The organism is Vibrio hepatarius, from assembly GCF_011806575.1.
In the GTDB taxonomy this organism is placed as follows: Bacteria; Pseudomonadota; Gammaproteobacteria; order Enterobacterales; family Vibrionaceae; genus Vibrio; species Vibrio hepatarius_A.
Genome location: NZ_JAATOO010000004.1, coordinates 12,339 through 25,870, shown reverse-complemented (window position 1 = coordinate 25,870; position 13,532 = coordinate 12,339). Strand labels below are relative to the sequence as shown.

Here is a 13,532-nt window from a genome sequence, read left to right as displayed (position 1 = left end):
TCTAAAGTGGAAATAAAAGTGTATTGGCTAAATGGACAATTAACCGACTCCGTCTCTTTGAGCGACCGCTCGTTCCAGTACGGCGATGGCTGTTTCACTACCATGTTGACCGTCGACGGCAAAATATCACATTGGGAAATGCACATTCAGCGCATGGAAAGCTGTCTTAATGTATTAGGAATCGAGATCCCAAATTGGCATACCGTTGAAACTTGGTTGACTCTGGCCATACACACGAAAGGCAAAGCGGGTGTTAAGCTACATATCAGCCGAGGGGAGGGGGGCAGAGGATATAGTCCTACTCAAGTAACCTCACCAAATGTTACTATTAGCGCCTTTCAATTTCCGTCTCATTATGAACAATGGTGTCGTGACGGTATTGAACTCGGTATCTGCGAGCCTCGACTGGGTCTGAATCCGTTACTCGCAGGCCATAAGCACAACAATCGTTTAGAGCAAGTAATGCTGAAAGCGGATATTGAACGTCAGGGCTTTAGTGACGGTGTCGCTCTTGACTGCCAAGACCATGTGATTGAAACCACGATGGCGAATATCTTTTGGCTTCGCGATGGCATTTTGTATACCCCTGAGTTGAGTCATGCGGGAGTGGCCGGTGTGATGCGCCGCGTCATTATGTCTTACGCCGCAGAACATTCATGGCAAGTGGTGGAAGGGCAGTTTACGCTCGAATCGTTACTCAATGCGGATGAAGTGTTCATCTCAAATTCAATATTAGGGGTCGCCCCGATTATCGCGATAGGCGAGCAGCGCTTTTCGATAGGAAAACTAACAAGAACAATTCAGGAGACTGTACTCTCGTGATTAAAAAGATCACCTTTTTCTTAGCCTTGGTCGCGCTGATTGCTGCGGCAGGGTACCTCTACATTACCAAGCAAGTCGAACAGTACATCACCCAGCCTTTGCAAATCGAGCAAGAGCAAATCTTTACTATCAAGCCTGGTACCAGTTTCTCTCGCGTACTCGCTGATTTGACCGAAGAGCAATACATTGCCCAAAGCGAGGTTGCCAAACTCGTTAGACGTTTACATCCAGAGCTGACCCAGCTCAAAGCCGGCACTTACTTATTAGAACCGGGCCTGAACCTGACCCAAGCCCTAGAAGTATTCAAGCAAGGTAAAGAACACCAATTCTCGATTACCTTTGTTGAAGGTTCAACATTTAAAGAATGGCGCGAAGCGTTAGTGAACGCCTCTTACCTAGAGCACGAAATTACCGGACTGAGTGAAGCCGAGATCGCCAAATTGCTCGGTATTGAACGTGAAAAACTGGAAGGTCTATTACTCGCAGAAACGTATCATTACACCTTTGGTACTTCGGATCTTGATATCCTCAAACGCGCCGCGCAAAAGCTTCAACAGGTACTCGACCAGCAATGGCAAACCCGCCAAGACAAGTTACCACTAAAGACACCTTACGAAGCGTTGATTTTGGCATCGATAATTGAAAAAGAAACCGCTGTTGAAGAAGAACGTGAGCGTGTTGCATCTGTGTTTGTCAATCGCTTGAACAAGCGTATGCGCCTGCAAACTGACCCGACGGTGATTTATGGTATGGGTGACAAGTACGATGGCAATATTCGTAAGAAAGACTTACGCACCCCAACGCCTTACAATACCTATGTGATTTCTGGCTTACCGCCAACCCCGATTGCGATGCCGGGTGAAGCATCGATTGCAGCAGCCCTAAACCCAGAAGCGAGCAACTACTTGTATTTTGTGGCGAGTGGTAAAGGGGGGCACGTGTTCTCAAAAACATTGAATGAGCACAATCGCGCGGTAAGAGCCTATTTAAAACAATTAAGAAGTAACCAATGAAACAAGCTAAATTCATCGTTATAGAAGGTCTGGAAGGGGCCGGTAAAAGTACGGCTATCAACGCTGTGTTAGAAACCCTTAAGCAAGCGGGTATCGAGAACATTCGTAATACTCGCGAACCAGGTGGTACAGCGTTAGCGGAAAAGCTGCGAGAGTTGGTGAAACAAGAACACGAAGGCGAAGATCTGCAAGATATGACAGAGCTGCTGTTGATGTATGCAGCGCGTGTTCAATTAGTTGAAAATGTCATCAAGCCAGCATTAAACAGCGGTACTTGGGTGGTAGGGGATCGCCACGATATGTCTTCTCAGGCTTATCAAGGTGGTGGTCGTCAGATCGCCAGAGAGACGATGCAAGCGCTGAAACAAACCACGCTAGGAGATTTCAAACCGGATTTGACGCTGTACTTGGATATCGACCCAAGAGTTGGGCTGGAGCGCGCACGCGGTCGCGGCGAGCTGGATCGTATCGAGAAGATGAACATGAGCTTCTTTGACCGTACCCGTGAACGTTATCTAGAATTAGCCAATCAGGACGACAGCGTGCTTATCATTAATGCTGAACAAGCGATAGAGCAAGTGGCGGCTGATATCAAAACTGCTTTAGAGTCTTGGTTGGAAGCGTAATTATGGCTCAGCTTTATCCTTGGTTAGACGAGTTATGGAAAGAGTGGCGAGACAGCTTAGACGCTGGACGTTTCTCTAACTCAGCCATTCTGACTGCCGACTATGGTTTAGGGCATGAGCAGTTGGTCGACGCTTTTAGCCGCGCGGTGATGTGTAGCAACTACGCCAGTGAAGCGTGTGGGTTTTGTCACAGCTGTCAGCTGATGAATTCTGGTAGCCACCCCGATTACCATGTTGTCGAACCGGAGAAAGAAGGCAAATCGATCACCGTAGAACAAATTCGTCACTGTAATCGACAAGCTCAAGAGTCATCACAGCTGGCTGGTGTGCGTCTATTTGTGATTCAACCAGCGGAAGCGATGAATGAATCTGCCGCCAATGCATTGTTAAAAACACTCGAAGAACCGTCAGCAAACTGTATGTTCTTATTGGTGACTCATCGTCCTAGTTTGCTACTGCCAACCATCACCAGTCGTTGTCAGCAATGGACGTTGGCTGCACCTAATTCAGCGACCATCAGCGAATGGATAGCTCAGCAGGATTCAGTTTCTGTTCCACCTTACGCCGCGCATATCAACAACAATTCGCCACTAAAAACGCTCACCTTTGCCAAAGAAGGCGAAGCGGACACCTATCAAGTGATAGAACAACAGTTGCTGAAATCCGTGAATGGTCAAGGTGACGTGATGAAGCTCGCCAAAGAGCTGTCGGCAAATCCAGCCGAGCGCTTAACTTGGATGTGGTATTTGTTGACCGATGCGCAGAAAGTACATTTTGGTGTTGATGCACCATTCTTTACACCGGGGGCAGCACAATTAGCGGCTGTGTTGAGCTATACCAAGTTGTACGAGCAGGCGGAGGCACTTGCTTCGTTGATAGAGCAGTTGCGTGAGCACACCGGATTGAACAGCGAACTGCTTATTTTAGATTGGTTATTTAAGTTTAACGAGGAAACATGTTTGTAGATTCTCACTGTCATTTGGACAAATTGGATTATCAAGAGTTACACAATGGGATTGAAGACGTTATCGCAAAAGCAAAAGCGGTAAACGTCACTGAGATGCTGTCTGTTGGTGTGACTTTAGACTCATTCCCATCCATGCTTGAGATGATTGAGCCTTATGAGAACATCTACGCCTCTTGCGGGGTTCATCCACTGGATGTTGAGAGTGACTTTTCTCTTGATAAGCTACACCAATACGCGGCTAACCCTCGAGTCGTCGCGATCGGCGAGACTGGCCTTGATTACCATTACCAACCTGAAACGGCAGAGCTACAAAAGCTGCGCTTTGAGCAGCAAGTTGATTTAGCGGTGAATCTAAACAAACCTTTGATTATCCATACTCGCAATGCCAGACAAGATACATTAGATATCTTAAAACAGGGTGGGGCAGATAAGTGTGGTGGCGTGATCCACTGCTTTACTGAAGACTTACCATTTGCTGAAGCAGCAATGGAACTGGGTTTCTATATCTCGATCTCTGGGATTGTCACCTTCCGCCAAGCAACAGAGTTAAAAGAAGTGGTTAAGGCGTTGCCGCTAGAAAGATTGTTAGTCGAAACTGATTCACCATATTTGGCGCCAGTGCCACATCGTGGCAAACAGAACCAACCTGCGTATGTGGTGGAAGTCGCTGCCTATATCGCTCAACTTAAAGGGGTGTCTTTGGGTGAGGTTGGCGCACAAACTACACAAAACTTCCGAAATCTTTTTTTGAGATAGAAACTAAACATTGGATAGAAAAGGAGCGAAAGCTCCTTTTTTTATGTCTCAATTTTGGATGTAAACGATTTCTTTAGCGTGTTTACCAAAAATGTTGATAACGGGAGAACAATATCGTCAAAATGTAATTTTGTTACGAAAAATAACAATCGACCTTATTTTATTTACTCTTAGAAATTAATCTCAATGAAATATTTTTGCAATAAAAACAGTATGTTAATATGCTTGTAAAGCATTTCATCAATAGGATCTTATTGTGATCTATCTACTAGTTTGAAATTTAATTCCGTAAGTCTCTAGTAACACTGTTCAGCATCAATATATATTTAGAGCCGGAAAATATAATGACATATGTGGTTACATTTTTGCTGGGTGCTAACATTTAGGCTACGGGGGTGTGCCGTTAGAACCCAATAATTCTTATAAACTTTTCAGGAGCATAAACATGTTTAAGAACGCTTTTGCTAACCTGCAGAAAGTAGGTAAGGCACTGATGCTTCCAGTATCGGTCCTACCTGTTGCAGGTATCTTGCTTGGTGTCGGTGCCGCTAACTTCAGTTGGCTACCGGAAATCGTCTCGAATCTGATGGAACAAGCGGGTGGTTCTGTATTCGGCCAAATGGCACTTCTATTTGCAGTAGGTGTTGCCCTTGGTTTTACTAACAATGATGGTGTATCAGGTCTATCAGCTATCGTTGGTTACGGCATCATGGTTGCTACGCTAAAAGTAATGGCGATAGCAATGGGTGCAGACAAAATCGATACTGGTGTACTAGGCGGTATCTTAGCGGGTGGTGTGGCTGCTTGGGCATTCAACCGTTTCTACAAGATTCAACTGCCGGATTACCTAGGCTTCTTTGCCGGTAAGCGTGCGGTGCCTATCATCACTGGTTTCTTATCTATCATCCTTGGTGTTGTACTCTCTTTCATTTGGCCTCCAATTGGTTCAGCAATCGGTGCTTTCTCTGATTGGGCAGCACACCAAAACCCAGTTGCAGCATTTGGTATTTACGGTGTTGTTGAGCGTTCACTGATCCCATTCGGTCTACACCACATTTGGAACGTACCATTCTTCTACGAAGCGGGTACTTGTGTGAACGGTAATGGTGAAACTGTACACGGCATCATGACTTGTTTCCTAACTGCTGATGACGCTTCTCGCGCAGCGGGTAATGGTTTCGGTCAGCTTGCAGGTGGTTACCTATTCAAGATGTTCGGTCTACCAGCAGCAGCGTTTGCAATCGCGCACTGTGCTAAACCTGAAAACCGTGCAAAAGTAATGGGTATCATGGCTTCAGCAGCTCTGACTTCATTCCTAACAGGTATTACAGAGCCAATTGAATTCTCATTCTTGTTTGTTGCTCCTGTACTTTACGCAATCCACGCGGTACTTGCAGGTCTAGCTTACGTACTAACTAACGCTCTAGGCGTTGTACACGGCCATACCTTCTCAAACGGTTTCATTGACTTTGTAGTTCAATCACCACGTGCAGAGAACATGCTACTTCTAGTTGGTCTTGGTGTCGCTTACGCTGTACTTTACTACGTAGTGTTTACTTTCGTTATCCGCACTATGGACCTAAAAACTCCTGGTCGTGAAGATGAAAGCGCAGACGAAGGTGTTACAGAAGGCACTGAAATGGCAGGTGAGTTAGTTGCGGCATTCGGTGGCAAAGCTAACATCACTAACCTTGATGCTTGTATTACTCGTCTACGTGTATCAGTAGCAGATACTGAAGTGGTTGACCAAGACAAGCTTAAGAAATTAGGTGCAGCAGGCGTAGTTGTAGTATCAGGTGGTGTTCAAGCTATCTTTGGTACTAAGTCTGACAACCTTAAGACAGAAATGGATGAGTGGATTCGTAACCACGGCTAATCTCATTCATTCCCCACGATAAGAAAAGGAGGCCAAGTGCCTCCTTTTTGTGTTCTTGGACTGGTGGTTTCATTTTATGTTGTTCAAACGTTAACCTTGTTCTGACATCCTATTCTTACAAGTGCCGATAATTTTATGAGTTTTAAATATGCATTGTCTTAGGAGATTAAGATGAAGAAAATCATCGTGCCTACCGCTGTTTGTTCCCTGTTTGCCCTTAGTTCGTTTTCCTCTTTTGCTGAACAAGGACTGTCTGCGGGTATGGCTTGGGACCAAGGATTAAGTGCAGTGCTTGAGATCGATGATCAGTTCCGTTTCACCGCGGGTAACGATGGTGCTGCGTTTGACTACATTTTTGCGAGAGGCCAATTCAACGCTGACACACCATTTACTTGGTATGTAGGTGCGGGCGCTTGGAGCGAATGGGACCACGATGAATTTGGTGCTCGTGTTCCTCTCGGTGTGGATTGGGAATTTAGCCCAGGCTGGAATATGTACGGGCAAGTTCATCCAGAGCTAGATTTGTACTCGGGGCCAGAACTGCAAATCGGCGCGGCGCTTGGCGTAACTTATTCGTTTTAAGTCAACGCTCGTACGGCGCAAGGTATATCAATAAGGCAGCGTGGTGACGCTGCCTTAATTTTTAGAATTGCCATGTTATGCCTGCGTTGGCAGAGAATTGGTTCATCCAAGAGGTTTTAAATTGAATGATACAGCCGTCGCTGTGGGTGGTCGGCAGGTTACATACTCCGCGTGTGTCGTTATCAACAGCAGTGCCCAGCCAGCGTAGCTGAGTGTTTAGTGACAAAGAATCACTCAGGCGATATTCGACACCGCCCATGATCGAGGCTGAAAAACCCCACTCGTCATCTACCCAGTCGGCGTCTATGTAAGAACCACCAATACCGACACCAAGATAAGACGATGCTCTTTCACTAAAGGGGAATGCTAAGCTGCTTTGAAAGTGCAGGTAATGGATGTCCAAGTCTGAATCGATGGTTTCCACATCGCTAGACTGACGAGCGTAGAAAAAGCCAACCCGGCCGTTCTCTACGGTTGTTTCAATACTTAGTGCCACATTAGCGGCAGCTTCTAAATCGAACTCTTCCCCCTCTTGATTTTCAACGCTTCCGCCTACGGTATAACCAATCCATGGTGTGACAAACACTTGTGCGGATGCCGATAAACTCAAACCAGAAAAGGTAAGCGCAATAGCAGCTTTGGTGAGGTATTCCATCGTCTATTTCCCTAAACAAACAGTAAACCTACTAATTGTGATGGTAACGCCATAATTACGCAGAAAAAAAAGGCATAGTTTGAACATATTTCACAGTGGTGTTATTACTTTGTTACATATTTTAGGAGGTATCTATGGAACGCGATCTAAAATTTGCTCTTACTGTTACCGGCATCATTTTCACTGTGCTGATTGGGTATGGCTTAATTGCAATCACTTCCGCCTAAGGAAATCTGCAAATGACTAATAGCGGTGTCGTATCTAATACTGCTGTCCAGTTAGATGTCCAAAGGTTTAAAAAGTACACTGGTGGTAAAAATGCGTTGGTCGCTCAAGGTGGGGGACAAAGAGGGATTTTTACTGCCGGAGTGCTAGATGCATTCATCCTTTCCAACTTCGACCCATTCAATGCCTTTTATGGCACATCAGCGGGTGCGCTAAACCTAAGTGCGTTCCTTTGTCGTCAGCGTGGTATCGGTAAATCATTTATACTCGAACTAACCACTGACCCAGCGTTCTTCAATCTATTCAGTTACATTCGACGCAGGCAATATCTAGGTTTGGATTGGGCACTGGATCAAATCAGTGACTTCCCATATAAACTGGATATCGACTTGGGTCGCAAGGTGTTAGGCAATCGCGAAGCATATGCCGCGGTCACGGATGCACGTCGCCTTATCGACATTTACCTACCTATGCTAAAAGACGATTGGAAGAAAGTCTTGGTTGCTACTTGTGCGATCCCACGTCTTTATCATCAAGCGGTAGAGTTCGATCATGGAACTTACGTTGACGGAGGCGTTTCTGCCTCGATTCCTGTGCAGGAAGCGTGGCGTAAAGAGGCGCGTTGTATTGTGGTGATCCGTACTGAAGGGGATGACTTAGCCGTAGAACCAGAGATTGTTCCACAAGAAACGCGCGTTGAGTGGTTTAGGGATTCGTTTAACTCATTGCAAGAACAGTGGCAATTTAAGATGACGCAGTGGAAAAGCGATTGGGGCGCATTTTTGAATGAGAAAGTTGCTCAGGCGAGGCTGCAAAAAGCCGACCAAGGCCATTTTGAATCGCTTAATGGTGGGCGTTGGCTGTTTGGTGCGGATGAAATTTATCGTTTAAGCCACTTGCTTGGAGATAAGTTCGACTCAGGACTGGCGGATATGTTGATGGTGCACTATCAAACCTATGCGTTGACGCAGGATTTCTTACATTCTCCACCAGATGATTGCTTCATTGTTCAGATCAAGCCGGACAAGCCATTGCTGTCGAGCTCGTTGATGAGCAGCAAAGAAGATCTGCTGCACGACTACCAAGTTGGGTTGGATGCGGGCTATCGATTTATCGACATGTACGCGACCAATGTGCAGAAACCATTAAACCTCGCCAAATAAAAAGGGAGCTTCTGCTCCCTTAATCTTTTCTGATGTATTTACTCTTATGTATCTATTCTTGTGTTCTTAAGCTTGTAAGATACGCATACAGTTGGTTGAACCCACCACATCCATAACGTCACCTTGAGTGATGATTACAAGATCTCCATCATTGAGTAAACCACGCTGTTTAAGCGCTTCTACGGCTTCCTGAGCGGTTTCTAAACCAGTGTTGCTCTTGGTGTCAAAGTAAACTGGAAACACGCCACGGTAGAGCGCAGAGATATTTAACGTCCTTTCATTACGCGATAGAGCAAAGATTGGTAGGCCCGAACTCAAGCGTGATGTCATCAAAGCGGTACGACCGGACTCTGTTAGTGTGATGATACCTTTGATACCACGCATGTGGTTCGCGGCGTACATGGTCGACATCGCGATGGTTTCTTCGCTGCTTTCGAACACCGACTCCATACGATAGCTAGAGCGGTTAATCGCCGCCATCTTCTCGGCGCCTAAACAAACTTCTGCCATTGAACGCACGGTTTCTACTGGGTATTTACCCGCCGCGGTTTCGCCGGACAGCATGACCGCATCGGTACCGTCGAGCACCGCATTTGCCACGTCCATAACTTCCGCTCGGGTCGGCATTGGGCTTGAAATCATCGACTCCATCATTTGTGTCGCGGTAATCACGGTGCGGTTTAATGAGCGCGCTCGGCGGATAAGTTGCTTTTGTACACCGACTAACTCTGGGTCACCAATTTCTACCCCTAAATCACCGCGCGCAACCATCACAGCGTCAGAGGCGAGGATGATATCGTCGATGCTTTCAGCACTGGCGACGGTTTCGGCGCGTTCTACTTTGGCTACCAGTCTGGCTTCAAGTCCGGCATCACGAGCTAGGCGTCTCGCGTATTTCATGTCTTCGCCGTTACGCGGGAAAGAGACGGCAAGGTAGTCGACGTTAATTTCTGCGGCGAGTTTGATGTCGTTTTTATCTTTTTCGGTCAGCGCATCAGCCGATAAGCCACCGCCTTTTTTGTTGATGCCTTTATTATTGGATAGCGGCCCACCGATGGTCACTGTGGTTCTGACAGTGGTGTCGGTCACGCCAATCACTTGCAACTGAACGCGTCCGTCATCAAGCAGCAGAATATCACCGCTGGTGACGTCTTGTGGTAACGCCTTATAGTCTAAGCCCACCGCGTCAGAATTCCCTTTTCCCTTCTCTAAAGTACTATCTAGCGTGAAGACATCGCCAACTTTGAGGTCAACCTTATCGTTTTCAAACGTAGAGACACGAATCTTAGGCCCTTGCAAGTCACCTAAAATCGCGACGTGAGTCCCCAGTTTTGCCGCAATGTTGCGCACTTTGGTTGCCCGTTGACGGTGATCGTCTGCTGTGCCGTGAGAAAAGTTCATGCGCACGACGTTAACGCCTGCTTCAAGTATTGCTTCCAAAACGCCCGGTTCGTCGGTTGATGGACCTAATGTTGAGACAATTTTTGTTCTTCTTTGAGTTGAACCCATTCTGCTCTCCTTGATCTGGCAACGCTTAGGTAAAAACATTAGTGTAGTCTGATGACAAAAATACATATTTATTTATGCAAAAAAATGCGGAATTAAACGTGATGTAGCCGCCGTGATTTGACTCGGGACACAAACAATTATGTTTATACGTGACCCTTGTCACGGCGATGTATCAAAGCTCTTCACAATTACTTCGCAAAGTAAAAAAATTGGTTCGTTGTTGATATTCGGAGCACCCTATGTACATGGCTCAACCTGGCCATATTGATCACATCAAGCAGGTCAATGCTGGCCGTGTATATAAACTCATTGATCAAAAAGGTCCTATTTCTCGCATCGACTTGTCGAAAGAGAGTGAACTTGCACCTGCAAGTATTACCAAAATCACTCGCGAGCTAATAGAGGCACACCTCGTTCATGAAACTACGGTTCAGGAAGCGACCAGTCGTGGGCGTCCTGCTGTGGGGTTGCAAGTGAACAATGAAGGCTGGCAATTCCTTTCAATGCGTTTAGGACGCGGTTATTTGACCATCGCACTGCATGAACTGGGTGGCGAGGTACTGATCGATACCAAAATTGATATCCACGAGATTGATCAAGAAGACGTAATGGCGCGTCTGCTGCACGAAATCGACGAATTCTTCCAAACTTACGCTGACCAACTTGACCGTGTCACCAGTATTGCACTGACGTTACCTGGCTTGGTGAACTCAGAGCAGGGCGTTGTGCTGCAAATGCCGCACTACAATGTTGAAAACTTGGCGATTGGCCCTGAAATCTACAAAGCGACCGGCCTCCCAGTGTTTATCGCCAATGATACCCGCGCTTGGGCACTGGCAGAGAAGCTGTTTGGTCACTCGCAAGAGAACGAAAACTCAGTCCTTATCTCGATTCACCACGGCTTGGGCGCTGGTATCGTACTTGACGGGCGAGTGCTTCAAGGTCGTCACGGTAACATCGGCGAACTCGGCCATATCCAAATCGACCCGAACGGCAAGCGATGCCATTGTGGTAATCGCGGTTGTCTTGAAACTGTGGCCAGTTCACAAGCGATCCGTGATGAAGTCACCGAGCGTATTCGTAACGGTGAACTCTCTTCTTTGTCTGAAATTGAAGAAATCTCAGTGGAAGACATTTGTGAAGCAGCAGCGAATGGTGACCCGCTGGCAGTAGATGCAGTCGAAAAGCTTGGCCGCTATTTAGGCTCGGCGATTTCTATCGTAATCAATCTGTTTAACCCGGAAAAAATCCTCATTGGCGGTGCGATTAACCAAGCTAAAGAAGTGCTTTATCCTGCGGTTCAAAAGTGTATTGAAGAACAAAGTCTGCCCGTTTATCACCAAGACCTTGAGCTGGTGGAATCTCGTTTTTATAAACAAGCAACCATGCCAGGTGCGGCGCTTATCAAGCAAGCACTGTATGATGGTTTACTGCTGATGAAAGTGATTGAAGGTTAATCATCCTTTCTTATTCAAATCAATGATACTCATATTGGCGTTTCCATGCGCCGATATGAAACACTCCGTTCGATATACCTGTTTTTCGTACAAATAATGATGGCTGACTTGATGATTGTCTCTTAGTTGGCAGTTTTAAGCTAAATTTACTAGTCTTAGTATTAGTTTTTGTTTTAATCTCTTAGTTAACTATTCTGTTTATAACCTAATGGTAGAGAAGTAGTATGTTTGGAGTTTTAGATACGGTCGATCAACGAACTAACCTGGTTGGCGAAAACCGCTTGGAGTTGTTGTTATTTAGTCTTAACAGCCGACAAATCTTTGCCATTAACGTGTTCAAAGTACGCGAGGTTATTAAAGTTCCGCCGCTAACCAAAATGCCGGGTTCACACCATAATATATCGGGTGTGGCGTCTATCCGCGGAGTTTCAGTGCCAGTCATTGACTTGCGTTCCGCGATTGGCTTCCCGCCGTCTCGCCTTGAAAACCAAGAACAAAACCTGATCATCACCGAGTACAACCGTACCGTGCAGGGCTTTTTGGTTGGGCAGGTGCGTAACATCATTAACACTGCTTGGACTGAAGTTCAGCCGCCACCAAAAACCGTTGGTCGCTCTAACTACTTGACCGCGATTACACGCCTGAATGAAGGCGACTCGCAACAAATAGTTGAGATCATCGATGTCGAAAAAGTGCTGGCGGAAATCATTGATTACGATGTATCGATCTCTGACGGTGTGCTAGACGAAGAACTAGCGGCACAAATGGTCGGCCGTAATGTATTGATCGTCGATGACTCCTCAACGGCACGCTCTCAGGTTAAAGGTACTTTGTCTCAGCTTGGTTTGAACATTATTGAATGTCGTGACGGCCTAGAAGCGTTTCGTCAGTTACAAGAATGGTGTGATAGCGGTAAAGATGTTGCTAAAGAGCTACTGATGATGATCACCGACGCCGAAATGCCAGAAATGGATGGCTATAAGCTGACCCACGAAGTGCGCAACGATCCGCGTATGAAGGATTTGTTTATCACACTAAACACCTCGTTAAGCGGCAGCTTCAACGAAGCTATGGTGAAGAAAGTTGGCTGTGACCGTTTTATCTCTAAGTTCCAGCCGGATCTGTTGGTCGAAGTCGCTCAGGATCGTTTACGAGAAATTCTGCAGAAATAACACCCAAACCAATAAACCAAAGGGAGCTAAGGCTCCCTTTGTTGTTTTTGCTTAACTCACTGATAAGTTTTCGCTAGACGTCATATTTCGTTTTATCACCGATATCGAAGTGCCTTGGCATTCGCCATTTGTAGAAGCTAGTAACAAGAAAAAGAGAAGCAGATATGGTAGCAAGTATCTTTGCTGCGATACCCACATCAAACACCATACAGAACCACAATGCTGCCAGAATCAGTGGCTGAAATTGCAGCCCTGGAACTTTGAAGCAGAAATATTCTTTATAGCATAGCCCGCCCAAAGTGATAAAAGCACCGCCCAGGCCTATAGTCGGCAAACCAAACACAAAGCATAGTAGACCTGCCCATGTGGCAAACTGGAGTAGTAAACGGATTGGCTTACTGTATATATGCAGAGATGATGCACACATGACAGCAGATAAAAACACAAAATTCTCAACTGGGTAATCAAGCCCCCAAGGAAGAAGTGCGATAACAGGGAATGCGAGAGTAAAGCCTAAACGGTAAATGATGACCGTAAGGTGGTCCCATTGATCCATTGGTGATTCGATATGTGGGTCAGCCATTGCAATCCCTTATCTGTATTTATCGTAAGTCAACCGACGTTGTGGACTGGAGAGTCTGTCCAACGTGAGCAGTTCCGGTAATTCGGGTGAATCTGCTAGTTTAGAGCATAGACTTTTCAAGAACTG

The 13,532-nt window shown here is 46.1% G+C and carries 14 protein-coding genes; 11 read left to right on the top strand and 3 right to left on the bottom strand.

Annotated features, from left to right (window positions below; genetic code table 11):
* Positions 1-18: 18 nt before the first annotated feature.
* The 7 genes from pabC (at position 19) to HCZ42_RS03885 (ending at position 6,642) form a co-directional block, all read left to right on the top strand.
* Positions 19-822 (top strand): aminodeoxychorismate lyase, encoded by an 804-nt coding sequence (gene pabC / locus HCZ42_RS03915; protein ID WP_167419452.1) that lies wholly within the window; start codon positions 19-21, stop codon positions 820-822.
* Positions 819-1,835 (top strand): endolytic transglycosylase MltG, encoded by a 1,017-nt coding sequence (gene mltG, locus HCZ42_RS03910; protein WP_167419451.1) that lies wholly within the window; start codon positions 819-821, stop codon positions 1,833-1,835. Before pabC ends, mltG begins: the two co-directional genes overlap by 4 nt.
* Positions 1,832-2,461: a dTMP kinase gene (tmk, locus tag HCZ42_RS03905; RefSeq protein ID WP_167419450.1), complete on the top strand. Its 630-nt coding sequence runs from the start codon at positions 1,832-1,834 to the stop codon at positions 2,459-2,461. Before mltG ends, tmk begins: the two co-directional genes overlap by 4 nt.
* Positions 2,462-2,463: 2 nt before the next feature.
* Positions 2,464-3,426: a DNA polymerase III subunit delta' gene (locus HCZ42_RS03900; RefSeq protein ID WP_167419449.1), complete on the top strand. Its 963-nt coding sequence runs from the start codon at positions 2,464-2,466 to the stop codon at positions 3,424-3,426.
* Positions 3,417-4,184: a TatD family hydrolase gene (locus HCZ42_RS03895; RefSeq protein ID WP_167419448.1), complete on the top strand. Its 768-nt coding sequence runs from the start codon at positions 3,417-3,419 to the stop codon at positions 4,182-4,184. Before HCZ42_RS03900 ends, HCZ42_RS03895 begins: the two co-directional genes overlap by 10 nt.
* Positions 4,185-4,629: 445 nt before the next feature.
* Complete coding sequence (gene ptsG, locus HCZ42_RS03890; RefSeq protein WP_167419447.1) at positions 4,630-6,060, top strand: PTS glucose transporter subunit IIBC; 1,431 nt, start codon at positions 4,630-4,632, stop codon at positions 6,058-6,060.
* 171 nt (positions 6,061-6,231) lie between these two features.
* Positions 6,232-6,642: a hypothetical protein gene (locus HCZ42_RS03885; RefSeq protein ID WP_167419446.1), complete on the top strand. Its 411-nt coding sequence runs from the start codon at positions 6,232-6,234 to the stop codon at positions 6,640-6,642.
* Positions 6,643-6,703: 61 nt separating this feature from the next.
* On the opposite strand, the gene HCZ42_RS03880 is transcribed toward HCZ42_RS03885, so the two are convergent.
* Complete coding sequence (locus tag HCZ42_RS03880) at positions 6,704-7,297, bottom strand: outer membrane beta-barrel protein (RefSeq protein ID WP_167419445.1); 594 nt, start codon at positions 7,295-7,297, stop codon at positions 6,704-6,706.
* 134 nt (positions 7,298-7,431) lie between these two features.
* Here HCZ42_RS03880 and cydH point away from each other — a divergent pair, with 134 nt between their 5' ends.
* Entirely contained in the window at positions 7,432-7,524 is a 93-nt protein-coding gene (gene cydH / locus HCZ42_RS03875) for a cytochrome bd-I oxidase subunit CydH (RefSeq protein WP_157052321.1), read from the top strand.
* 12 nt (positions 7,525-7,536) lie between these two features.
* Positions 7,537-8,685 (top strand): patatin-like phospholipase family protein, encoded by a 1,149-nt coding sequence (locus HCZ42_RS03870; RefSeq protein WP_167419444.1) that lies wholly within the window; start codon positions 7,537-7,539, stop codon positions 8,683-8,685.
* A gap of 66 nt (positions 8,686-8,751) precedes the next feature.
* Here the strand turns inward: HCZ42_RS03870 and pyk are convergent, their stop codons facing one another.
* Positions 8,752-10,194: a pyruvate kinase gene (pyk, locus tag HCZ42_RS03865; protein WP_167419443.1), complete on the bottom strand. Its 1,443-nt coding sequence runs from the start codon at positions 10,192-10,194 to the stop codon at positions 8,752-8,754.
* 239 nt (positions 10,195-10,433) lie between these two features.
* Between pyk and mlc the strand changes: the two genes are divergently transcribed.
* Together mlc and HCZ42_RS03855 are read left to right on the top strand one after the other, a co-directional pair.
* Positions 10,434-11,651, top strand: coding sequence for a sugar metabolism global transcriptional regulator Mlc (mlc, locus tag HCZ42_RS03860; protein WP_167419442.1), 1,218 nt, complete (start codon positions 10,434-10,436; stop codon positions 11,649-11,651).
* Between the two features lie 224 nt (positions 11,652-11,875).
* A complete protein-coding gene (locus HCZ42_RS03855; RefSeq protein WP_167419441.1) occupies positions 11,876-12,823 on the top strand; it encodes a chemotaxis protein CheV in 948 nt (315 codons plus the stop codon).
* Between the two features lie 73 nt (positions 12,824-12,896).
* Here the strand turns inward: HCZ42_RS03855 and HCZ42_RS03850 are convergent, their stop codons facing one another.
* Positions 12,897-13,406, bottom strand: a complete 510-nt coding sequence (locus HCZ42_RS03850) for a DUF2301 domain-containing membrane protein (RefSeq protein ID WP_167419440.1) — start codon at positions 13,404-13,406, stop codon at positions 12,897-12,899.
* Positions 13,407-13,532 lie beyond the last annotated feature (126 nt).